Here is a 22662-nt window from a genome sequence, read left to right on the forward strand (position 1 = left end):
CCGCCCGCAAGGTCGTCGAGCGCCGACGCCAACTCGCCCCACTCGGTTTCGGCTGGTTCGGCAATCCCGCAGGCGTCCGGCAGCACGGGAGCGAGAATGGCCCACGCGTCCTCCGCGCGCGCCAGCCGGGCCGCGAAGTCGAGGTAGCCGTCCGGCACCACCGGCCAACCGCCGGAGGAGCAGTGCACGCGCCACTTCTCGGCCTCGGCGGCGGCGGCTACCAGTCGGGTGTGGAGAGTCGAGGCGTCGCGGCCGGGCCTCAACAGTTCACGCGCACGCCTGACCAACGCCCGGCGCACGCGACGCGACATGTCGGGATCGTCGTCGTCGTCGACGCGGGGCGCGGTGGCGGCGACCAACTCGGACAAGGATCGGTGGTACACCGCTGGCGAGAACGTGTCGAGCGTCACCTGCACGTCGCTGAACAGCCTCACCTGCTCGCGCCACACGGACAGTGTCTGTGCCTCGTCCACCCCTGAATCGGTCGCCGCCGCCCGAGCATCCGCGCGAAGTCCAGCCACCATCCGCACCATGACGGCAAGGGCCTCGTCCAGTTCGGCCCCGTGTTCGTCGGAGGTGGCGATCCGGTACCACCACGGGGCGACCTGATCCGCTGGATCGGCATCTGGCTCATCCGGCCACTCCGCCTCACCGTGGAGGCGTTCCACGATCGCCGCGGCCACGTGACCCAGCCCGTGTTCGGCGACGGCGGCGGCTGCGTCGGATCCCAGCCGGACTGTCGTGCCAGGCTGCGGCTGCTGAGCGGTGAGGCGCACGATCGCCTGGACCGTCTCGAATGCGCTCACTCCCCACGGGCGGTGCGGCCGGTGCAGCGCGTCGTAGCGGGCCGCTGCGTCGTACCTGGCGCTGAGGAGTTGCTCGCCCAGCACGCGCAGTTCGGATTCGTCGATCTCAGGGGTGTCAAGCGTGAGAGACGCGAGCAACCGCGAGCGCGACTCCGCGTTCCAGGCAGTCACCACGCCAGTGAGCGCCACGTCACCAGCGCCAGCCGACGCCAGCGCGTCATCGACGGAGGCGAGCGCGGCGTCGGAGCCTCCCACCACGATCGCCGTGCGGCCCGATGCGGCGGCGTCCGCGGCTATCGCAGCGACCACCGCCGTGGCGTCTGAACCTGGCGGAGCGTCGACGGCGACCGAGCGACCGAGCGCCACCGTGTCGAGCACAGAGAACGAGGAGTCGTCCAGGTCGCCCATGCCGCGTTCGGCGAAGGGGTCGCGTTCTACCGCCGCCCACCGAGGCAACGGCTCCGCGAGTGCCGCGCGAGCGTCGGCGTCGCCAGCGATGGCCGCCACCACGTCGGAGATGCCGATGACGGGGTCGAGGTCGTCCAAGTCGTCCAGCAGGCGTTGCTCGGGATCGTCGAAAGCACCGATCAGCAGGCGCTTGGTGACTTCCAGCTGGTCGAACAGGTGCGCGTGGTCGCGCACCTCTGACCACAACGGGCGGGGGTCGAACTCCCTGCCATCAAGGGTTTGGGGCGCGCGGGAGGCGAGATCGGCGGGACCGCCGCGGTCGCGCAGGATCGCGGCGAACACCGGGTTGAGGAAGGCCTCGTGTCTCAACGTGATGACCAGGTCGTCCTGACGGGCGGCGTCAAGAGACACTGGCCGCAGCAGGAGAGGCATCTCGCAGCCCTCCCACGACACGGTGCCCACCACCAGCGCGGCGGTCCACATGCCCGTCGTGGCAGCCACGCCGACGGATTCCTCGAGGATGAGCCGCCCTCGCAGGGAGGCCGCCGCATACTCCTCACGGTCCTGGACGAGCGTGGACAGCAGGGTCGCGCGCCCGGCAAAGAGTTGGGCGAGCCCGGAAGGATGCGCGTGCTCAAGCTCAATGATGGCGGACTGCGTGGCCGTGAGACTGCGCAGTGGTGACACCGTCGAGCGCGAGCTCAGATGAGCCCGCCACTGGCTCAGCGCGTCGGCGACAAGCGCCCGCGAGATGTAGTCCACCACGAACCTACGGTAACGATGCGGCAACCCCGCCCCCGACTGCCACGCCGCGCCCGCCGGTCAAGCGACAATGCGCGCCGACTTGTGCAGCCGACGCGCATCGTTGGACGCATTGTGACGCCCCTATGCCAGCGGCGTCAAGCACTCATCTGCTGCTGTCAATCGCCACCTCGCGCAGGTACTCGGCGAACCTGCCAGGCTCGTCTCGCTGCGGGGTGTGGCCGCTGTTTTCGAAGACGACGAGTTGCTTGCTCGGCGCATCGAGTCCCTTACGCGACGGTGAAGACCCATGTGAGCAGGCTCCTCATGAAGCTCGGAGCTCGCGACCGCGCCCAACTGGTGGTCCTCGCGTATGAAGGCGGAATCGTTCGACCCGGCGCACCAACCCAGCAGTCACCGTCGTCAGAGCATGGAGCCGAGGTCCGAGCCCGCAGACGGGTATGCGGCGGACGCCGACTTCACCTGTCTAGTGGTGAGGCCCAGCTTCATCGCCATGGCGATGGTGTTGATCAGCTCGCCGTACTCGGGCCCCATGAGGTGAGCGCCGACAATCAGGTCGGTAGAGCGGTCCACGAGGATCTTGCTGGCCGCAGCGGTCTCTCCGATGCGGTAGTTGGAATACCAGGCGCTGGTATCTCGGTAGCGAACCTCGATGTCCAGCCCCTGCGCTCGAGCTTCCTGCTCCAACAGACCCACCCGGACGAGTTCGGGGATGGTGAACACGGCCGTGGGGATACCGGTGTAGTCCGGAACGGTGGTGGTGTCCTTCAGCATATTTGAGGCTGCCACCTTGCCCTCGAACACCGCGACCGGGGTGAGTGGCATGCCAGGGGTGTTCGCCGCATCGCCTGCCGCGTAGACGGCCGGATTGGTGGTGCTCTGCAGGTGCCCAGCCACGCTCACCCCACGCTCACTCCACTCGACGCCGGCGGCGTCGAGGTCGAGCCTGGTGAGATCCGGAACTCGTCCTGCGCCGTGGACGACGAGGTCGCATTCGATCGTTTCGGTCGCGCCTGATCGCTCGACGCTTACCTGGAGGCCAGATGCCGTCTGGTGGATGCCGTTGATAGTCGTGGAGCGTCGTACGTCGATGCCTGCGGCTGCGCCGCGCGTGACGAGCAGCTCGACGAGGTCGGGGTCGAATCCCTTCAGCGGGCGCGCCCCGCGATCGATGATGATCGGGGCGCTTCCAGCGCGTGCGGCAATGTGGGCGAACTCGAAGGAGATGAACCCGCCGCCGACGAACAGGATCCGCTTGGGGAGTTTGTCGAGATCCATGAACTCTGTGCTGTCGACCAGGTGCTCGTGACCCGGGAAGTCGAGCGGGCGGGGGCGGGCGCCGGTGGCGATCAGGAAGTGTGACGCCTCGTGCGGAGCGCCGTCCACCTCAATGCGGTTCTTATCGGTGAACGTGACCGACCCGTGCAGGGTGGCCACGCCGTTACCCGCGAGGCCATCTTCCATACTCTGCGGCATGGGGTCAACGAACCCGTGCTTGTGGCCCATGAGATCGCCCCAGTTGATCGACAGGTCGTTGGCATCGATGCCCTTGCCCTGCATCAGCCGGGCGCTGTCGATAATCTCGGCACCGCGCCGCAGGATCTTCTTGGGGTCGCATCCCCGCAGCGCGCAGGTGCCGCCGTAAGGGAGCTCGTCGACGATCGCGACGCTCCAGCCTTGAGAAGCGCACTTGTTGGCGGCGCCGATTCCAGCCATTCCGGCGCCGATCACGATGAGGTCGTAGTGAGTCATGTTGTCTCCTTGTGGGCGGGTGGCGTCGGCGTCTGTGCGAACCCGAAGCGGGCCCCGGTGGTGCGCAACGTTGGGGCAATCATTGAGGGTCTATCGCTTCACGTAGCTGCTCAAGCGTCGGTGCACCAGCCGGGCCTTGTGGGGTCTGGTAGATGCGGCATGCCAGTCCGACGCTTCCGTCGGCGCGCGAAAACGGGTCCGTTCCGTCAATGAGGATGGTGGGCGATCCGTGGAAACCGACGCGCTCAGCATCCTCAACCGTCTCGATCTGCTGATAGCCGATCCCAAGGTCGAGGTGCCCCGCCGCGAGCACGGCGAGGCGTTCGTCGGCGATCTTCCAGTTCGGGCAGCCGTCGAAGTACTGCAGCGTGATGTTCATATGCCGACCGTAGACCCTGAAGTGCACTATAGGGTCAAGAGGTAGGCTGTGGGCATGCTGATCGGGGAACTTTCCCACGCCGTGGGCGTGACTAGCCAGACCATCAGGTTCTACGAACGCGAGGGGCTCCTGCCCGCACCGCGGCGAACCGCCAACGGCTACCGCACCTACGACGACTCGAGCGTCTCCCGAGTGCTCTTCATTCGCGGCGCGCAGTCCGCTGGGCTCACGCTCGCCGAGATTGGCAGCGTGATCGACCTGCGGGATGTGGGACGTGTGCCGTGCACACACGTGGTTGCCTTGCTTGGCGGAAAGCTCGATAGCGTCCGCGCGCGGCAAGCCGAGCTGCGCATGCTCGAGGCGGAACTGGAACGACTCGTCGCCCGAAGCCGCATCCTTGACCCCGCCGATTGCTCCGATGCGAGCGTCTGCCACATCCTGGGCGCCACACAGCACGAGAAACGCCGCGACTGAACGCACGCGCCGACGGCTCCCACATTCGCACAGTCCAGTCACCGTGAAGGGTGGGACACCGTGTCCGACTCTGCGTACGGCACGCGCGGATTTGCCGCCCGTGTGCCGGTCGCCGCGCGCACCTGAGCCCGCAAGAACGGCCCCACCGGGAGGGTGACACAGAGTGCGATCTGGCTGAGTGGCGAAGCCTCCTCCTCCAGGAAGGCGAGGATGCGTGGTGCCGGATTGCGTGTGAACAGTGTGGCGAAAAGCTCGACGGCGGCTGTCCGGTCCTCGCGAATGACGCGCAACAGGGCGTCGTCGAGTGCGCGGCTCCACCGCCTGGCAGGCGCGGCGCTCGCAGGGTGTCGACCACGTGCCAGGCACGAAGCGATGGCGGCGCTGTGGCGCTGGATCCGCGCGAAACCATACCCCGTGCTTGCTCTGACCATGCCAGCGGTCGCCCCGATGGGGATGACCGGTCCCTTGGGCGTCGGGGCAGGGCCGCGCTGGAGCGGAATGGTCCCCACCTCACGCCCGGTCACCTTGTACGCGCCCGCGCGGACGTGGGCACCGATGTAGTCGCGGACGTGGTCCTCGTGCCGCGCGCCATGGAGGCCCCGGTCGTAGGTGTCAGAGAACGCGAAGACGGTGCGCTCGACCAGCGCGCTTCGTGCCGAGGTGGGCAGCACGTAGACGAACGCCGCGCCTGCGGTCTGGTCAGTGCGGAAGTCCATCAGGGTGGCGGTTCCCGGGTCAAAAACATCCGTGGGGCACTCGATGTGCAGACCATGGAAGTCCAGGTAGGCGGCCGACGCCGGTGAAGCGGACGGAACTCCCAGACCGACGCTGTCGAACACCCAGCGCGCGCTGACCTCGACGGTGCGCGCCCCGCCGGGTTCAGGCACGTCAATCAGCACGCGGCAGCCGGCCCCCTCCCGGGCAAGGGCGCGCGCAGACCCCACCACGCGTCGGTAACCCGGACGCGCGCCGATGATCCGATCGGTCTCCGCGGACAACTCCGGCCCCGTGATGCGTCGGTAGGAATAGGGCTCGAGTGCCTGGGTCCGGCGCCAGCCGCCTCCCGCCACCCGCAAGTGCCGAACCTCCACCGATGCGGCCGAGTCGAGCAGTCCCGTCCCCTTGCTCCACCACGCCCACGACCGCGCCTCCAGGGGGTGTGAAGCGTCGTCGACGATCAGGACCTTGTCGCCCCACCCTGCGTCAGCCAGGTGGCACGCGAGCGACAGCCCAGCGGCCCCGGCGCCCACGATGACGGCGTCGAACCGCTCGCCGGGCAACGGCGGAGCTGGAGTCATGCGCCCACCCGTCGGGCCTGGAACAACGGTCGGTACGCCGCCACGGCGATGGCGAGCGCAATCACCGCAAAGGTAGTGAAGGCCACGGTGTTGGCCGTGGTGGCTGCCGGGTCACCTGTGGCCTGCATGGTGATGGCCATCCCCGCGACGGCCGTGCCGAGCATCGCCATCCATCCGACCGCCGCGTACTTGGCCCTGGCCGCCCAGGCGGCCCCGCGCAGGCTCCCCCACCCCACGGCCACGAGGGCAGGCACCACGAGGCCGAGGTCCATGACCTTGACCAGCCAGAACACGACCGGGTCGGCAAGGTACTCGGGCGCGCTCGGCTGGTCTTGCCACGCGTCGAGCAGACCGGGCAGGTGCAGGCCAATGGCCAGGAACGCCGCGACCACCAACGCGAACCAGCCGACGAGGCGGTCGAGTCGCCGCGTGGTGGTGGGGAGCCGGTCCACGTCGATCGCTGACCATGCGCGGATGGCGACGGCGAGGGCCAGTACCAGCAGTCCCACATAGAGGGGAAAGAACTTCTCGCTGTTGCCCGCGTAGCGGTCGACGTCGCCGCCGACGGAAAGCTGGATCGCGGTGTACGCCACGTAGGCGGCGGGTCCCATGGCGAGAACTGCACCGGCTCGGTGGCGGCGCGCCACCAGCACGCTCGCGAACAGGCTGACCGGCGCCACCAACACCAGCCCGGCAAAGTCCCCGCCGGCGATCTGGTTCGCTGCGCCGTCTGACACGTGATAGCGGATCACATCCGTCAGCAGGGGCCCCAGAATGGCCACCGCCGCGACCCCTACCCCAAGCAGCGCGAGCGCGACCGCGAGCCAGTTGTCAGTGGTCTCACCGGTGCCAGGGCGCGCAGAGGCCCGGCGGGCACCCACGTCTTCCATCGCTGACCTCCTGCGGCTTCACTAGCAGTGTCGCATCGCGTCCCGCGCAGGCGGCGGGGACAATAGTCCCCGATTCGGCCGACGCTGTGGCGGCTCAGCCCTCGCCCTCACCGGCGAGGGCGTCGGTGAGCAACCCGACCAGCGCCTCGAGTTGCACGTCGGTCGACGATGCCCCGTCGTCTTCGCCTGCCCCATCGAGCGCCCTCGCGGCCAGCCCCGACTTGGAGTCGATCAGTTCGGCGATCTTGGAGTCGATGGTCTGTGCGGCGATGATGCGCCACGCGGTGACGGGCTCTGCCTGGCCGATGCGGTGGATTCTGTCGATCGCCTGCGTCTGCTCGGCGTCAGTCCAGGAGAGTTCTGCCAGCACCATGTTCGAGGCGACCTGAAGGTTCAACCCCACGCCGGCTGCCATGAGGGAGCACACCACGATCGACACCTCGGGATCGTTGGTGAACGCGTCAATGGCCTTTTCGCGCGCCTTGGGCGTCTGGTCACCACGAATCGAGGCGTAGCGGATGCCGCGCTCGGCGAACATCTGCTCGGCCTGGTCCATGACGTCGATGTGCTTGGCAAAGAACACGACCTTGCCGACGGTGCGGGCGAGTTGTGCGGCATAGTCGGCCGCTGGCCCCGCCTTGGCTTGGCCAATGCGGCGGACCATGGTGAAGACGTTCTCGCCGGAGGTCTTGGACTGGGAGTCCTTGAGTTCCGCGGCCGCCACGCGACGAGCCAACTCGTGGTCGATGCCCTCCACCGCGTCGTCGTCCCCGCGCCATTCCAACGCTGCGCGGTAGCGCTCGACAAGCCGTTTCGCCAACGCCGTCTCTGCCGCACGGATCGAACGGCCGACGGCGCCATCGAGCTCGACCGGCAGGTCCGCCACGCGCCTGGCCGGGATGTCCGCGACCACGTCAACCTTGCGGCGGCGCACGATTCCCATGTCGATCACCGCGGACCTCGCGGCGGACGGGAAGCCGCGGTCGGCGGGCGTGAGCCCCGTCTCCTCGAGCGCGCTCATCAGCTTGCCAAGGGGCTTCTCGTCGTCGATCCAGCCCAGGAACTGCCAGATGGCACGGAAGTCCTCGATGTCGTTGATGAGCGGGGTGCCGGTGAGCGCCATCATGAGCGGGCGCGCGGTGCGGGCGCGGATGCGGTCGGCGATGTCGAGCACGTGTTGGGAGCGCTGGGAGCGCTTGTTCTTGATGAAGTGGGCCTCGTCGACCACCATGCCGCGGAAGCCTATGTCGCCCATCCAGCCCACGTGACGGTCGAGGAGTTCATAGTTGACGATGACCACATCGGCGAAGGCGTCGATCTGCTCGCCGTCGCCGTGGACCACGGTGGAGCGGCGCGTCGGCGTCCACATGCCCACCTCATGGGCCCAGTTGGTCTTGACGACGTTGGGCACCACCACCAGCAAGGGGTACGCGTCGGCAACCTGCGCCGCGAGGAGCGCCTGCGCCGTCTTTCCAAGCCCTGGCTCGTCGGCGAGCAGGAAGGTGCGATGACCTCGGCCCGTGGCCCCGATGACCCTTGCCTGGTGAGGCATCAACTCGAGTCCAGCCGGCGACGTCATCGAACGCGGCTCGGGGAGCGTCATGCAGGCGGGGGCACCAGCGTCGGCCTGTTCAAAGGAGCGGAAGAGCGGCTCGAGCAACTCCCAACCTGCGAGCCTGCGCGGCTTGCCTGCGCGCCGCTCGGCGGCGGCCTCGAAGTCGGGTGCGAGGAACGGGTTGGCGAGTTGCCGGGAGATCACGGATTGCGGAACGACGCGGTTCTGGGCGTTCGGATCCGTCGCAGTAGGCGGGGCGGGCACGGGTTCTTCAGGCGGTTCCAAGCCGCCTGCCCTCATCACAGTCGCCTTGTACTCGCGCGCCGACTGGGACACGCGCGCGTCCTCAGCAAGCAATTCGAGCAAGGAGGTGTCCCTGGCGGCGATCTTGGCCAACTGTGTGGCCACCCCGTCGAGCCGCTTGAGTTCCTTGTCCCTCTTCGCGGTGGTCAGCGCGCTGTCCGCCTTGACCCGCGCGCGCTCTTCGCGCACCAGCAGCGCCACCACCTGGAACTTGGTGCGGACTCCTGAACGCGGCGGCGGTCGCCGCATCGCGTTCTCAATGTCGCGAGCGATGCCGACGAGCACGGGAATCAGGCCCGGCTCGGTAGGGCGCTGTGGGCGGCGGCGCTGCTGGCGGGAATCCGCGCGCGCTCGGCCGGACCGGCTCTGGGCTGGTCGTGCCACATCTCCTCCTTTGCTGCACCGCAGTCGCGGCCGCTGCGCGTCGCGCCACGCCCGCCCTGCGTCGGACGGGCACCAGGCGCCTTACGGCGCCCCGGCCTACCCGGCCTGCCCGTTCGCTCTCACGCCGATGGTGACGGGCGTCATCCATCCGGCCATGCCAGAGGCCCACCGACGAGCCCCCACGTCTTCCGCGCTCGGGCGGAGCCTACGCCAGCCCTGCGGCCTGCGTCGACTCCCATCCTTCCAGCAGGAACGCTCGTCGCCAAGCGTCAAGTCAGAATTGTCACGAATCCGTGCACCGCGCCCGATCGCGAAGCAGCGCACGTCATGCACCGTCGGAGTACATCCAGAGCCGGAAACCCCGAAGTGTGCGCCTGGGCAGATTCGAACTGCCGACACCCGCTTTAGGAGAGCGGTGCTCTATCCCCTGAGCTACAGGCGCTAGGGCCCGACAAGCCTACCGAATGCGGGCAGCCGCATGCACCCGCGTGGTCAACTCCTCCGCGCGTCGATCAACGACGGCGGACCGTAGTGGAACTTGCTGTGGAGGACGCACATGCCTCGACCGCTTCGCTTGGCGTCGTACATGGCCGCATCGGCCGCAGCGACGATCGCGTCAGCGGTGGTGAGTCCGTCCCCGGCCAGCGCCACACCGATGCTGCTGGTGGTGGTGTACTCATGCCCCTCGAACTCGTACGGTGCTCGGAGGCTGTCGGCGACACGGCGCGCGACCGCCAACGCGGCCTCTCCCGTGGCCACATCGTCGAGCAACACCACAAACTCGTCGCCACCAACGCGGGCAGCGGTGTCGCCTGCCCTCAACTCGGCCGAGATGCGTCGGGCCGCTTCCACGAGCAACTGATCACCCGCGGCATGGCCAAAGGTGTCGTTCACCATCTTGAAGTCGTCGAGGTCGAGAAACAGGATTGCGGTTCGCGCGTGGCGTCTGTCCGCGGCAGCGAGCCGTTGCGTCAACTGATCCCACAGGGCAACGCGGTTCGCGAGGCCAGTCAGGTTGTCGTTCCTCGCCTGGCGCCTCAATTCCCGAGTAGCGATTGCGAGTTCCGCCGTTCGCTCAGCAACGCGGCGCTCCAACTCTTCATAGGACGCCTCGAGTTCCTCGCCGAGCGAGTTGACACCAGCCGCAACGGCGTCAACGAAGTCGCCGCGGGTGCCTACCGTGGCGCGGGCACCGAATCGAAGGGCGGCAAGATCCTGGATGACGTAGACGATCTCTTCGAGCCGTTGATTCAGATCTGGTATGTCGTCTCCGCCCGGCGACTGGGCGGACGCGTTCACGTGATGTGCTCCTTGAGCCAGGCGACAGCGTCGGCCTGGTCCTCGAACAGGCGAATGGGCACGTCGGGCTTGCTGACATTGATGAAGAACGTCGCCATCATCCGACTCAGCGGGTTCCCGACAATCAAGGCGACTGCCGACACGACCTCCTGCCGACGAATGAACTCCATCCGCGCCTCCCGACTCTGGGGGCCTGCGTCCTCTGTGTGCACCAGGAGCGGGGCCGCGCGACCACCCGTCAGTTCGGACATGGCGTCGATAACGGCGAGTGCGTCCTCAAGGACGGACGGCACGTGGGGGGCCCAGGCAATCTCCACCATGCCGTCTGGACGTAGCCAGATGCGAAACTTCTCGCTCGTGATTTCGCGGCGGTCGCTACTCATCGGGCCACACCCGGCGTTGTCGCGCGCCTCGTAGTGGTCCGGCTGCGGGATGTCCGTATCACGAGAGTCCCCTTGTTCGGTGGCCCGGCTGACCTCGTGGGTCCCGTGGCTTTGCGTCCCCGCCTCGCGACGGGTTTGCCGTTTCGTCCTTGCAACCAAGCATAGGCTTGCGGGGTTCCTTCACGGAAAGGGAGTTACCAACGTCACAGTCATCACTCGCCTACGCGTGCGGGGAGCAACACACGTAGGACGGTGCTGCGATGCCTCACCAGCGAGCGTGCACGTGCTCGCGAATCGAGTCGTTGTAGATGCGCGCGAGTTCCGCCATCGTGGTGTCGTCGAGGGAAGGAAGGTCTCCCACGGCAGCGTTGCCTTGTGCCTGCTCCACGGTGCGCGCACCAGGAATCGCCGTGCTGACGCCGGACTGGGTGAGCCAACGGAGCGCCATCTGCGCCGTGGTCCAGCCCTGTGGCGTGAGCGCGGCAACCTCTTGGGCCGCACGGACGCCGACGTCGTAGGGCACTCCTGCGAAAGTCTCGCCCACGTCGAAGGCGGCGCCTTCGCGGTTGTAGTTGCGGTGGTCGTTCTCGGCAAAGGTGGTGTTCGCGTCGTACTTGCCGGACAACAGTCCGGACGCGAGGGGCACGCGGGCGATGATGCCGACGCCTGCCCGGGCGGCCTCCGTCGCCACTTGCTCGAGCGGCTTACGACGGAACACGTTGAGGACAATCTGGATCGATGCCAGGTCGGGTTCACGCAACGCCTGAAGCGCCTCCTCGACCTTCTCGACAGAGACGCCCCACGCGCGGACACGACCCTCGTCCACGAGCACGCGCAAAGCGTCGTACGTGGCCGGGTCAAAGAACACCGAGGTGGGTGGGCAGTGGAGCTGGACCAAGTCGAGAGTGTCGACCCCGAGGTTCTCCCGCGAGCGATCCGTCCACGCCCTGAACGCGTCGAGCGTGTACGCCTCCGCCACATGCGGATCGGCCCGGCGCCCCATCTTGGTGGCCACGAAGAAGTTCTCGGAGTCAGCACGCGAGGCAAGGAATTGCCCGATCGCCCGCTCCGAACGTCCGTCACCGTAGACGTCGGCCGTGTCGAAGAAAGTGACTCCGGCATCGGCCGCCGCCTCAAGAATCGCCTGTGAGCGGTCCTCGTCTACGTTGCCCCAGTCGGCTCCGAGCTGCCAGCAGCCCAAGCCGATTTCGCTGACATGGCGGCCGAGCCGCTCGATCCCTGAAGTGCGCATGCACACCACGTTACGGGACGGCGAGCGCCAAGGCCGCCACGAATGCTAGCCGGTGACGCGAACGTACACCGGGTTGCTTTGCCAGATGCCACGGAACTGGATCGTCTTGCCGGGTCGCGGCGAGTCGATCTGCAGGTTGGGGCCTGCATAGATGCCGAGGTGTCCGGGAGACACGATGATGTCGCCTGGCTGAGGCGAACTCACGCGCGTGCCCACGTTGTAGTACGCACCTGAGGTGCGGGGCAGCGAGATTCCGAACTGCGCATACACGTAGCTCACAAAGCCAGAGCAGTCGAAGCCCGTGCTGGGCGACGTGCCGCCTGTAGCGTAAGGCAGGCCCACGTACTTGGATGCCTCAGCGATGATGGAGGACCCGGCGATGGCCTGCGACACATTGGCACTGTTGGCCACAGTCCGGGCCGACGTCGTCGGCGCGCGTCGCACCACAACGGGCTTGGGGTTGGGCTTTACGTCAAGAGACGGGGTCTCGACCGTGAAGCCAGCTTCAGAGTCGGCCGCTACAGGAGCGCCAATCTGCTCGACCTGGTCGACGAACTCGGCGCCTTGAATGGCTACCGCGTCGACGTCGGGCGTGGTCGCCGTGTCACCGGCGATCGCTACGGCGGCTGCTCCTGACAGGGGCACCACAACCAGCGCCACACCCGCAGAGACTGCCACCGCGCGCGTCTTGGCGCGCATGTATCCGTACCTCAAATTCCCGTTCCCTTCGCGCTGTCAGCGCCTGCAAGCATGCTGCTCGACCTCATACGCCACCCCCTGTGACTGATCGCTCGCACCATGCCCGGAGTGGTTGATACCGCTCCTGTTGACTGACTTACTTTACCTGAACGCCAGAGTACCTGGCTTCGGGGCTAACGAACAGGTGCCGCGCAACGTCCCCGGAGACCACCAGGGATCCGAGATCCGTTGACAGTTCCACCTCGTCGTCATGGGACCGAAGTCCTACCGAAGTACCAGGTAGGAGCCCAATCTCTGAGGCCTCTTGGAGGAAACCGGCAAGTGCTTGTGGGTTTTCACCAATTCGCACGAGAGTTGCGCGAGTCAACCCGGAAGCGAGGGCCTCCGCAATGCTGACGGGCCTGGCCGCCGCGGCAGACGGCTCGGCCGGAGTCACATCCAGCTCCTCAAGGCCCGGAATGAGGTTCCCGTACGGAGACCTCTCCGGGCGCCCCAACATCTCCACCAGGCGGCGCTCGACACGGTCGCTCATCACATGTTCCCAGCGGCACGCCTCTTCGTGAACGTGCAGCAGATCCAGTCCGATGACGTCGGTCAACAGCCGTTCGGCAAGCCTGTGCTTGCGCATCACCTTGGTGGCTCGGTCCACGCCAGTGGCCGTCAGAACGAGGGTGCGATCCTCCCCCACCACCACAAGTCCGTCCCGCTCCATCCGTGCGATCGTTTGAGACACCGTCGGCCCCGAGTGGCCCAACTGCTCGGCGATGCGCGCCCTCAGCGGCGGCACACCGTCCTCAATCAGCTCATAGATGGTCCGCAGGTACATCTCCGTGGTGTCGATGAGGTCAGTCATCTTGCGTGTCTCCCCATACCCCGGTAGCGCCACCCGGCCGCCTTCCACGCTTCGACGTCGAGGCAGTTGCGGCCATCAATCACCAAGTCACCATGAGAGTGCGCCCGCAACACCGCCGGGTCCGCCTCCCTGAACTCTTTCCACTCCGTCGAGACCACCACGGCGTCGGCGTCAGCGACCGCGTCCATCATGGACTCCGCGAAGGTCAGCGTGGGCCACACCGCCTTGGCGTTGTCCATCGCTTGAGGGTCGTACACCTTGACGTTGGCACCCATCAGGTGGAATCGACCGGCCACATCCAGGGCAGGCGAGTCCCGTACGTCGTCGCTGTTCGGCTTGAAGGCGGCGCCCAGAACCGCGACGGTGCGGCCGTCGATCTTGCCTCCCAGCTCTCGCACGGCAAGGTCGAGCACGTGCTGCCTGCGACGCAGGTTCACGGAATCGACCTCACGCAAGAACGCGAGCGCCTGATCGACGCCCAGTTCCGTCGCACGCGCCTGGAAGGCCCGGATGTCCTTGGGAAGGCAACCACCGCCGAAGCCCAGCCCGGCGCCCAAGAACTTGCGTCCGATGCGGTCGTCGAAGCCGATGGCGTCCGCCAGTTCCACGACGTCAGCTCCGGTCGCCTCACAGACCTCCGCAATCGCGTTGATAAAGGAGATCTTGGTGGCAAGGAAGGCGTTCGCGCTCACCTTCACCAACTCAGCGGTCGGCAGGTCCGTCACGAGGAACGGCGTGCCCCTACCGATGATCTCGGCGTACACCTCGCGGGTCACCGCCTCGACGCGGCCCGGACGGTCCCTGTCGATGCCGAGCACCTGTCGATCAGGCCTCAGCGTGTCCTCGACCGCAAATCCCTCGCGCAGAAACTCCGGGTTCCAGCCCAACTCGGCCTTGTCGCCCACAGGGGCGAGTTCGCGCACGCGGGCCGCCAAGCGAGCAGCCGTCCCCACCGGCACTGTCGACTTGCCAAGAATCACCGTGGGACGCGTGAGCATCGGCGCGAGCGTCTCAATCACGGCGTCGACAAACGTCATGTCTGCCGCATACTCGCCGCGCTTCTGAGGCGTGCCCACACCAATGAAGTGGACATCAGCGTCGGCGGCCTCAGACGCGTCAGTGGTGAACCTGAGTCGGCCGGAACTCACGTGCTTGGAGAGCAGTTCTGGCAGACCGGGCTCGTAGAAGGGGACCTCTCCTTGGGAAAGGCGAGCCACCTTCGCCGGGTCAATGTCGACTCCGACGACGTCGTGTCCCAGTTCTGCCATTCCTGCGGCGTGAGTGGCGCCAAGGTACCCCGTGCCGAAAACCGATACGCGCATAGTCATGACGCCAGACTAGCGGCGCGCGAGGGGTGCGGTCGCGATCGCCGTCAAGCCCTCGGAGGTGACGGTGACAGGCCCAGCGCTCGAGGGCACGAAGACCGCATGCCCCTTGGCAAGGGTGCGACTCTCGGCTTCGGTGACCACCAGGCAATCGCTGCCAAGCGCCAAGACGATACGGGGTCCACTCGTGACGACAGCGGTCCCACCCACAACGATGTCGAGTCCGAACTCTTCTGCGTCGGTGGAGAAGTGGCGCACGGCGCCTTCGGCGACAACGGCGGGTCGTATCGGACGCGTGTGTTCCAGCCGCGCAAGCGTGCGCAACAGCTCAGAGTTGACCGGCTTGGAGGTGAGGCCCGCGCGCACCACGTTGTCGGAGTTCGCCATGATCTCCAGACCCATGCCACCCAAGTAGCAGTGCACCACGCCAGCGGGGGTGAAGATGGCCTCGCCAGGCGCCAAGGACACCGCGTTCATCGCGAACGCCACGAGCACACCGGGGTCCGCAGGGTACGTCTGCGCGGCCAGGCGCGCCGCGCCGAGCGAGCCGCCCCCTCCCTCCGGCAACGAGGCGAGTGCCGCGACCGTGTCAAGGTGTCCGCCGTCGAGCGCCGCAGTCACGTAGGCCGCCAGTCCCCCGGCGTCGAGCGCCTCCGTCAGCGCAAGCGCGCCAGCTCCGCCGAGCGACTCGAGGTCGCGGCGCAGGTCGGCCGCGGGGCGAAACCCTACGAGCACCCCCATGTGCGTCATGGCTACCAGCAGTTCGGGCTTGTGGAACGGGTCCTTGAAGGCGCGCGCCCGATCGCCGTAGGCGATGCCTTGCGCCTGCTCGGCGGCAAAGCCGTCACACGCGGCTTCCGACGTCGGGTGGACTTGGATGGAGAGTGGTCGCGCAATCGAGAGCACCTTGAGCAGGTACGGCAGGCGCCCAAAGCTCTCGGCCACGTCGTCGCCAAGCGCCGCCACCGGATCGCGGGCGATCACCGCGTCCAGCGGACCCTCCTCGGTGTCGGACGGCGTGAGCGGGTGTGCGCCCCACCATGCCTCTGCGTACGGTCCGCCGTCGGAGGGAATCCCGAGCAGTTCGGGGATGCCATCTGGCGCTCCCCAGTCGAAGCGTTGCACGTAGGGAGTCAGGGCGATCACGCTCGCCATCATGCCATCGACACCCCTACTACTCTGTGCACATGAGCGGAAAACTGACGATCCCCAGCCACTTGTTGCCGCGCGACGGTCGGTTTGGGTCTGGCCCTTCGAAGGTGCGGCCCGCGCAAGTGCAGGCGATCGTCGACGCAAACCCGAGTGTGCTCGGCACCTCGCATCGACAAGCGCCCGTGCGGAGCCTGGTCGGGGACGTGCGGCGGATGCTCGCCGAGCTGTACCGGCTGCCTGACGGTTACGAGGTGCTGCTCTCCAACGGCGGCTCGACGTTCGTGTGGGACGCGGCCGCGTTCGGACTCATCTCAGAGAAGGCCCAGCTTGCCGCCTTCGGCGAGTTCGGCTCCAAGTTCGCCGCATCCGTGGCCGCGGCGCCTCACTTGGTCGAGCCCACGGTCCATCGCGCTGTTCCCGGGTCGATCGCCCTGCCAACGCGCGAGCCAGGCGTCGACACGTACGCCTGGCCACACAACGAGACCTCGACCGGCGCGACCGCCCCCGTGCGGCGCGTCGAAGGTGCCGCCGACGCGCTCATCGTGATCGACGGGACCTCCGCGGCCGGCGCCATTGACCTTGACCCCACCCAGGTGGACTTCTATTACTTCGCGCCCCAAAAGTCGTTCGCGTCAGACGGCGGCCTGTGGTTTGCCCTCGCCTCCCCTGCGGCGGTGGACCGCATCGCACACATCGAGGCCAGCGGCCGGTACATTCCGCCGTCGCTGTCACTCGCCGACGTGGTCACCAATTCGCGTGCGGAGCAGACCCTGAACACACCAGCCATCTCCGCGCTGATCATGATGCGGTCTCAACTCGAGTGGATGCTGGACCAAGGCGGCCTGACGGCGATGGCCGCCCGGTCCCAAGCGTCGTCCGCTGCGATCTACGCATGGGCCGATGCGCGCGACTTCGCGTCACCATTTGTCGCTGATCCCGCCCACCGCTCCCCCGTGGTCGCCACCGTCGACCTCATCGACGATGTCGACTCGAGCGAGTTGCAGGCCGTCCTGCGCGCACACGGCATCGTGGATGTCTTTCCCTACCGAAAGCTGGGCCGCAACCAACTCCGGATCGGCGTGTTCCCTGCCGTGGACACGGCCGACGTCGAGGCACTCCTCGCGTGCATTGACTGGGTAGTCGACAACTGGTGACCACCCCAGCGGCGACAAGGCGCACGACGCCAGGGTTGCGTTGCGCTTGACTACTCGGCTGGCGCCTGCGGCGCCTTGTCCTGCTCGGCGTCCTGCGGCGTCGCTTCTTGTTCGGTCTCAGCGGCGGGGTCTGCAGCGGGGTCTGCCTCAGGCTCAGCCACCGGCTCGGTCACGGCCTCTGGCTCGGGCTCAGGGTCGGGTGTCGTCAGGTCGAGAGCGTCCAGCGCGGCAGAGTCGATCACCGGGTCAAGCCCCGGCCATTCGGAGGCACGCCGCTCAGCGTCTGTCTGCGAGTGGGCACCGCAACCGTGGTCCATGCTGACCACGCGGCCATCGGAGGGCGACCACTCATTGGCGCACACGCCAAACATCGTCCGCATGGAGCCCGCGACGGGCAGGGCGAAGGCACACGTCGCGCACACGGCGCCGGCCGCGACCGCAGAGGCCGCCGTGGGGCCATGAGAGCCCCGATACCAGCGCTGCGCGGCGGCTTCACGAGCCTCGGGGGCGAGCACACGCTCGCGTCCCAATCCAAACTCAAAGTTCGCGATCGCATCGCGGTCCTCGTCGCCCGTCTCGGTGTACCCCGGAATGAGGCGAGGGTCCTCGGCCTGATACGGCAGGATCATGCCGGGCTCGAGATCGCCAGGCTGGACGCGTTCCGACCACGGCACCCAGGTGGGGCCGAGCAGTGCGTCGCTGCCGGGAAGCAGCGCCGACTCGCACACTGTCACCGTGTCATCGATGACCGCGAGGTCCACGGCCCATTCCCAACCGTGGTAGCCGGGGAGCATGCACGCGAAGCGCACCGACACGAGCCCATCTGCACCTGGCTCGCTTCCGAGCATGTCACCAACGGGAGACTCATCGCCAGCCGTCTCTACCACGGCGGCGCGTGCTGCGTCGGTGATGCGGTCCTCCACTGCGACTGCCATCAGGCCTCCAACTGCTCCGCGACGGCGCGCAACACTGATGCCACCTGCTTGCCCTTAGCGGGCTCGGGATAGCGACCCTTGCGCAAGGAGTTCGAGACGCCGTCGAGCATCTTGATCAGGTCTTCCACAATCATCGTCATGTCGTCCGCGGGCTTGCGCTGCGCCTGGGCGACGGAGGGCGCTTGCTCGGTGATGATGACGCTCATCGCGGAAGGCCCACGCCTGCCGTCCACCACGGAGTACTCGACCTTGGTGCCTTGGCGGGGGGAAGACACGCCCTCGGGCAGCGCCGAGGCGTGCAAGAACACCTCGTCGCCCTCTTCGCTGGCGATGAAGCCGAAACCCTTGTCGGCGTCAAACCACTTCACTCGTCCGGTTGGCACGTGCACCTCTCCCACGCAACGCAGTCGCTGCGCGTGTGCCAAGTCTACAAGGGCGACGGCACGTGTACGGGCGCGTTCCCAGGCTTCTCCCAGCCTGGAGCGCCACACTAAAGGCATGACGCAGCAGCCAGCCCGCATCCTGGTGGTCGACGACGAGCCCGACCTGCGCGAACTCCTCGCCACCTCGCTCAGGTTCGCTGGCTACGCCACCGACGCAGTGGCTTCTGGCCGAGCCGCCCTCGATCACCTTCTGCACACCGCGGCAGACCTGGTGGTGATGGACGTCATGATGCCGACCATGGACGGCTTCACGACCGTCCGCAAGCTCAGGGCGCGTGGAGACGACGTTCCGGTGCTCTTCCTGACCGCCCGCGACGCGCCTGAGGACGCCTTGGCTGGCTTCACCGTGGGCGCGGACGACTACGTCACCAAGCCGTTCTCTCTTGCCGAAGTGGCGGCACGGATCGAGGCCATCCTGCGCCGCTCGCGGCCGGCCATCCGAAACGCCGCCGTGTTGAGCGTCGGCGATCTCACCCTCGACCAGGACGCTCACGAGGCGAGCCGGGCAGGCACACCATTGGACCTCACTCCCACCGAGTTCGCGCTGCTGCGCTATCTCATGGCCAACCCGGGAGTGGTGCTCAGCAAGGCGCGGATTCTGGATGAGGTGTGGGGCTATGCGGCTGGCTCAGACGGCGCCATCGTCGAGACCTACATGTCGTATCTACGGCGCAAGGTGGACGCCCCCTTTGGCGCTCCCCTGCTTCACACCAAGCGTGGCGTCGGCTATGTCCTCAAGGAGCCGTCGTGACCAAATGGCCGTTGCGATGGACGATCCCGGGGATCGCGCTCGTGCTCGTGCTCCTGACGGAACTCGTGTTGGGGGCCGCGGCGTTGGCGTTGCTCAACCGCACGCTCGTGGGGCAGATCGACAGCAGGCTTGAGGAGGCGATCGCCGTCATCGAGGAGCGGCCGGGAACGGTTCTGCGAGCCGAGGGGCGATCACGCCGTTCCGACGCGGTGGACGCCTTGCGCCCACGTAGCGATGTGCTCGTCGCTGTCATTCGCGCCGACGGCTCGGTCGCTCAGGACCTCACGCTACAACTCAACGACGGTCGCCCCGTGCCTGAGGTGACCTTCCGCAGCGATACCGCCGATCCCTACACATCACGCGCGCAAGGTGAGGCGTGGCGCGTGCTTGTCCGCGACGTCGGCGGGGGCGGCACCACCGTGGCGGTCTTGATGCCCCTGAGGGACCCAGGGGCGGCCACCACCACCCTGAGGCAAGGGATCATCGTGCTCGGCATCGCGGTCGCCGTGCTCGCCGCCGGCCTGGCAGCCTGGGCGACTCGGCGCTCCCTGCGGCCCCTCGGCGAGGCGGAGCGGACGGCCGCGGCCATCGCCCAAGGAGATCTCTCGCGCCGGGTTCCCGACTATCCGCGCTCGACAGAGGCGGGATCGCTCGCGGCTTCTCTCAACGTCATGATCGATCGCCTGCACGGCGCGCTCGAGCAAGGTGAGGCGACTCAGGAGCGGCTACGCCGCTTCGTGTCCGACGCTTCACACGAGTTGCGCACTCCGCTGGCCGCCATCCTCGGCTATGCCGAACTGCACCGTGTAGGCGGCGATGAGAAGGGCGACGCCGTCGGCAGAATCGAAGCCAACGCGGCGCGCATGTCTGACCTCGTGGACGATCTGCTGCTGCTCGCTCGCTCAGACGAGGACGCCTCGCACCTCACCGCCGACGCTGAGGTCGACCTGGCCGCGGTGGTGTCGGAGGCCGCGGCTGACCTGCGGGCGCAAGACCCCTCCCGCGCGGTCACGGTTACCCACCGGGGACGGTGCGTGGTGCGGGGCTCATCGCGGCACCTGGCCCAGGTGCTGGCCAACCTCGCAGGAAACGTATTGCGGTACACGCCAGCGGGCTCCGCCGTCGAGCTGAACGTGATGCGAGAAGGCGCCACCGTGACCGTGACCGTTCGCGATCACGGGCCCGGCTTCCCTGCTGGGGATGGTGAGCGGATCTTCGAACGCTTCTATCGCGCAGACGACTCGCGCACCAGGGACACGGGCGGCTCGGGCCTCGGCCTCGCGATCGTGGCGGCAATTGTGGCCGCCCACGGCGGAACAGTGGCGGCATCGGACCTTGGTGACGGCGGGCAGGTGTCCTTCTCGTTGCCAGCAGCAAGCGGCGAGTAGCACCGGCCGTCCCACGCCCGGCGGGCTAGGGTCAGTGTCCATGGCAGTCCTGATCGATCCGCCCCTGTGGCCGCGCCACGGGAGAGTCTGGGGACACCTGGTCTCCGATACGTCGCTCGAGGAGCTCCACAAGTTCGCGCAATCGGTGGGCATCCCTGAGCGCGGTTTCGACCTGGATCACTATGACGTGCCGGAAGACATGCACGCGCGCCTCATGGAGGCCGGCGCACAGCTGGTGGACGGGCGCGACCTGGTCCGGCGCTTGCGTGCCTCCGGGCTCCGGGTCACCTCAGCGGAGCGCCGTGCAAGACCGGACGAGCCTCCGCACGACCTTCCCTGAGCGGATCAGCCGCGCGGGACCTAAGACCCTCGTCGTCTCTTGACGACATGTGTAAGTTTCTTATTACAGGTGCAAGAGGAGGTAAGGCGTGTCGGACTCGCTGGCGTCGGAGAGCCCGATGGGAACGCTCGTCTCCCAGCTTCTCGCCGTGGCGAGTCCACAGCGCATGAGGATCCTCGCGGAGTTGTCTCACCGCGAGCTCCACGTCAGCGAACTCGCCCGTCGGGTCAGGATGTCGCGCGCCCTTCTCTACATGCACCTGCGGAAGCTCGAGGTGGCAGGCTTCGTCACCGGCCGCCTAGAACTCGGCGACGACGGCAAGGCGGTCAAGATCTTCTCCGTCCTTCCCTTCGCCGTCACCATCGATTCCGAGGTGATCGCTCGCGCGGTCGCCGCTAGCCCCGAAAGTGAGGAACCATCATGACCGACATCTCGTGGCCATTCGCCCTCTTGCTGATGGCCGTCCTGGTCACCATCGTCGGCTCAGGCTCTGGCATCATCGTCGAGGCGATGAAACGCCGCCCCAGTCCGCGATCTGAAGCCGACGAGAAGTTGGCCGAGGCGCTCCGCCAGTCGTCGGAGGTCAATGCCAAGTTGCTGGAACGACTCTCCCTGATCGACTCGCGACTCGAGTCAGTGGAGAAGACGCTCAGCGAGATTCCCTAGCCCCCGCTCGGACACGGCGCAGGCAAGGCACGACGAAGGGCCCCCGGGAAACCGGGGGCCCTTCGTGTGTGTCAGCTGGGGGCTAGAAGCCCATGCCACCCATGCCGCCCATGTCGCCGCCGCCCTGAGGCATCGACCCGTGAGGCTCTGGCTTGTCGGCAATGACCGCTTCGGTCGTGAGGAACAAGGCCGCGATGGATGCCGCGTTCTGCAGGGCAGAGCGCGTCACCTTGACCGGGTCGTTCACGCCCGCGGCCAAGAGGTCCTCGTACACGCCGGTCGCGGCGTTGAGGCCGTGACCCACTGGGAGGTTCTTGACCTTCTCGACCACAACGCCGCCCTCAAGGCCGGCGTTGATCGCGATCTGGCGCAGCGGCGCAGAGACGGCGATCTCCACGATGCGAGCACCCGTTGCCTCGTCACCCTCGAGCTCGAGAGTGGCGAATGCCTTGATGCCTGCCTGGATGAGCGCCACGCCGCCACCGGCGACGATGCCCTCTTCGACGGCGGCCTTCGCGTTGCGAACGGCGTCTTCGATGCGGTGCTTGCGCTCCTTGAGCTCGACCTCTGTCGCCGCTCCGGCCTTGATGACTGCCACGCCACCTGCCAGCTTGGCCAGGCGCTCCTGCAGCTTCTCGCGGTCGTAGTCGGAGTCAGAGTTCTCGATCTCGGCGCGGATCTGCTTGACCCGCCCTGCGAGCTGCTCGTCGCTTCCGGCACCCTCGACGATGGTCGTCTCGTCCTTGGTGACGACGACCTTGCGGGCCTGGCCGAGCAGGTCGAGCGTGGCGTTCTCGAGCGAGAGGCCCACCGACTCGGAGATGACAGTTCCACCCGTGAGGATGGCCATGTCCTGAAGCATCGCCTTGCGACGGTCGCCAAAACCTGGCGCCTTGACGGCGACGGCCTTGAACGTGCCCTTGAGCTTGTTGACCACGAGCGTGGCGAGAGCCTCTGACTCGACGTCCTCGGCGATGATCGCGAGCGCCTTGCCGGTCTGCATGACCTTCT

The 22662-nt window shown here is 67.2% G+C and carries 22 protein-coding genes, 1 tRNA gene, 2 pseudogenes and 1 riboswitch; of the genes and pseudogenes, 8 read left to right on the top strand and 17 right to left on the bottom strand.

All coding sequences use genetic code 11. From position 1 onward, the window contains the following. A pseudogene (locus QZZ33_RS08490) lies at positions 1–1979 on the bottom strand (hypothetical protein); the annotation flags it as partial. Positions 1980–2249: 270 nt separating this feature from the next. Between QZZ33_RS08490 and QZZ33_RS08495 the strand changes: the two are divergent. Then, a pseudogene (locus tag QZZ33_RS08495) lies at positions 2250–2357 on the top strand (LuxR C-terminal-related transcriptional regulator); the annotation flags it as partial. A gap of 21 nt (positions 2358–2378) precedes the next feature. Here QZZ33_RS08495 and QZZ33_RS08500 read toward each other — a convergent pair. Then, positions 2379–3728 (bottom strand): NAD(P)/FAD-dependent oxidoreductase, encoded by a 1350-nt coding sequence (locus tag QZZ33_RS08500; RefSeq protein ID WP_291379386.1) that lies wholly within the window; start codon positions 3726–3728, stop codon positions 2379–2381. Between the two features lie 79 nt (positions 3729–3807). Beyond that, positions 3808–4107, bottom strand: coding sequence for a thioredoxin family protein (locus QZZ33_RS08505; protein WP_291379387.1), 300 nt, complete (start codon positions 4105–4107; stop codon positions 3808–3810). A gap of 54 nt (positions 4108–4161) precedes the next feature. Between QZZ33_RS08505 and QZZ33_RS08510 the strand changes: the two genes are divergently transcribed. Next, positions 4162–4581: a heavy metal-responsive transcriptional regulator gene (locus tag QZZ33_RS08510; RefSeq protein WP_291379388.1), complete on the top strand. Its 420-nt coding sequence runs from the start codon at positions 4162–4164 to the stop codon at positions 4579–4581. A gap of 38 nt (positions 4582–4619) precedes the next feature. On the opposite strand, the gene QZZ33_RS08515 is transcribed toward QZZ33_RS08510, so the two are convergent. The 11 genes from QZZ33_RS08515 to manA form a co-directional block, all read right to left on the bottom strand. After that, entirely contained in the window at positions 4620–5879 is a 1260-nt protein-coding gene (locus QZZ33_RS08515; protein WP_291379389.1) for a lycopene cyclase family protein, read from the bottom strand. Next, positions 5876–6769 (bottom strand): hypothetical protein, encoded by an 894-nt coding sequence (locus QZZ33_RS08520; RefSeq protein WP_291379390.1) that lies wholly within the window; start codon positions 6767–6769, stop codon positions 5876–5878. The genes QZZ33_RS08515 and QZZ33_RS08520 overlap by 4 nt, the downstream gene beginning before the upstream one ends. A gap of 94 nt (positions 6770–6863) precedes the next feature. Next, entirely contained in the window at positions 6864–9011 is a 2148-nt protein-coding gene (locus tag QZZ33_RS08525) for a DEAD/DEAH box helicase (protein ID WP_291379391.1), read from the bottom strand. A gap of 369 nt (positions 9012–9380) precedes the next feature. Then, positions 9381–9453 (bottom strand) — tRNA-Arg (locus tag QZZ33_RS08530). Between the two features lie 50 nt (positions 9454–9503). Beyond that, a complete protein-coding gene (locus QZZ33_RS08535; RefSeq protein WP_291379392.1) occupies positions 9504–10310 on the bottom strand; it encodes a diguanylate cyclase in 807 nt (268 codons plus the stop codon). Continuing rightward, complete coding sequence (locus QZZ33_RS08540; protein WP_291379393.1) at positions 10307–10693, bottom strand: STAS/SEC14 domain-containing protein; 387 nt, start codon at positions 10691–10693, stop codon at positions 10307–10309. Before QZZ33_RS08540 ends, QZZ33_RS08535 begins: the two co-directional genes overlap by 4 nt. Positions 10694–10768: 75 nt before the next feature. Beyond that, positions 10769–10843: riboswitch (cyclic di-GMP riboswitch) on the bottom strand. Between the two features lie 115 nt (positions 10844–10958). After that, positions 10959–11945: an aldo/keto reductase gene (locus QZZ33_RS08545; protein WP_291379394.1), complete on the bottom strand. Its 987-nt coding sequence runs from the start codon at positions 11943–11945 to the stop codon at positions 10959–10961. Positions 11946–11990: 45 nt separating this feature from the next. Beyond that, on the bottom strand, positions 11991–12644 hold the full coding sequence (locus tag QZZ33_RS08550) for an NlpC/P60 family protein (protein ID WP_291379395.1): 654 nt from the start codon (positions 12642–12644) through the stop codon (positions 11991–11993). 136 nt (positions 12645–12780) lie between these two features. Continuing rightward, the gene (locus QZZ33_RS08555) at positions 12781–13497 is read right to left on the bottom strand and encodes a metal-dependent transcriptional regulator (RefSeq protein WP_291379396.1); all 717 of its coding nucleotides are present in this window, start codon (positions 13495–13497) and stop codon (positions 12781–12783) included. After that, on the bottom strand, positions 13494–14819 hold the full coding sequence (locus QZZ33_RS08560; RefSeq protein ID WP_291379407.1) for a UDP-glucose/GDP-mannose dehydrogenase family protein: 1326 nt from the start codon (positions 14817–14819) through the stop codon (positions 13494–13496). Before QZZ33_RS08560 ends, QZZ33_RS08555 begins: the two co-directional genes overlap by 4 nt. A 15-nt stretch (positions 14820–14834) precedes the next feature. Beyond that, positions 14835–15968, bottom strand: coding sequence for a mannose-6-phosphate isomerase, class I (manA, locus tag QZZ33_RS08565; protein WP_291379397.1), 1134 nt, complete (start codon positions 15966–15968; stop codon positions 14835–14837). Positions 15969–16009: 41 nt separating this feature from the next. Here manA and serC point away from each other — a divergent pair, with 41 nt between their 5' ends. Beyond that, positions 16010–17128, top strand: a complete 1119-nt coding sequence (gene serC / locus QZZ33_RS08570; protein ID WP_291379398.1) for a phosphoserine transaminase — start codon at positions 16010–16012, stop codon at positions 17126–17128. A 50-nt stretch (positions 17129–17178) separates the two neighbouring features. Here serC and QZZ33_RS08575 read toward each other — a convergent pair whose 3' ends face one another. Next, a complete protein-coding gene (locus QZZ33_RS08575; RefSeq protein ID WP_291379399.1) occupies positions 17179–18063 on the bottom strand; it encodes a DUF3027 domain-containing protein in 885 nt (294 codons plus the stop codon). Beyond that, entirely contained in the window at positions 18063–18446 is a 384-nt protein-coding gene (locus QZZ33_RS08580; RefSeq protein ID WP_291379400.1) for a cold-shock protein, read from the bottom strand. Before QZZ33_RS08580 ends, QZZ33_RS08575 begins: the two co-directional genes overlap by 1 nt. Before the next feature lie 115 nt (positions 18447–18561). Between QZZ33_RS08580 and QZZ33_RS08585 the strand changes: the two genes are divergently transcribed. From QZZ33_RS08585 to QZZ33_RS08605, 5 genes are all read left to right on the top strand, one after another. Continuing rightward, positions 18562–19257, top strand: a complete 696-nt coding sequence (locus QZZ33_RS08585) for a response regulator transcription factor (RefSeq protein WP_291379401.1) — start codon at positions 18562–18564, stop codon at positions 19255–19257. After that, complete coding sequence (locus QZZ33_RS08590) at positions 19254–20645, top strand: HAMP domain-containing sensor histidine kinase (protein WP_291379402.1); 1392 nt, start codon at positions 19254–19256, stop codon at positions 20643–20645. Before QZZ33_RS08585 ends, QZZ33_RS08590 begins: the two co-directional genes overlap by 4 nt. Before the next feature lie 40 nt (positions 20646–20685). Continuing rightward, positions 20686–20985 carry a DUF4031 domain-containing protein gene (locus tag QZZ33_RS08595; protein ID WP_291379403.1) on the top strand — a complete coding sequence of 100 codons (300 nt, stop codon included), beginning with the start codon at positions 20686–20688 and terminating at the stop codon, positions 20983–20985. An 88-nt stretch (positions 20986–21073) separates the two neighbouring features. After that, a complete protein-coding gene (locus QZZ33_RS08600; protein ID WP_291379404.1) occupies positions 21074–21409 on the top strand; it encodes a winged helix-turn-helix domain-containing protein in 336 nt (111 codons plus the stop codon). Continuing rightward, positions 21406–21651 carry a hypothetical protein gene (locus QZZ33_RS08605; protein WP_291379405.1) on the top strand — a complete coding sequence of 82 codons (246 nt, stop codon included), beginning with the start codon at positions 21406–21408 and terminating at the stop codon, positions 21649–21651. Before QZZ33_RS08600 ends, QZZ33_RS08605 begins: the two co-directional genes overlap by 4 nt. Positions 21652–21733: 82 nt before the next feature. Here QZZ33_RS08605 and groEL read toward each other — a convergent pair. Beyond that, on the bottom strand, positions 21734–22662 hold a 929-nt coding region (gene groEL, locus QZZ33_RS08610), incomplete at its 5' end, for a chaperonin GroEL (protein ID WP_291379406.1).

The organism is Demequina sp. (assembly GCF_016278775.1).
In the GTDB taxonomy this organism is placed as follows: domain Bacteria; phylum Actinomycetota; class Actinomycetes; order Actinomycetales; family Demequinaceae; genus Demequina.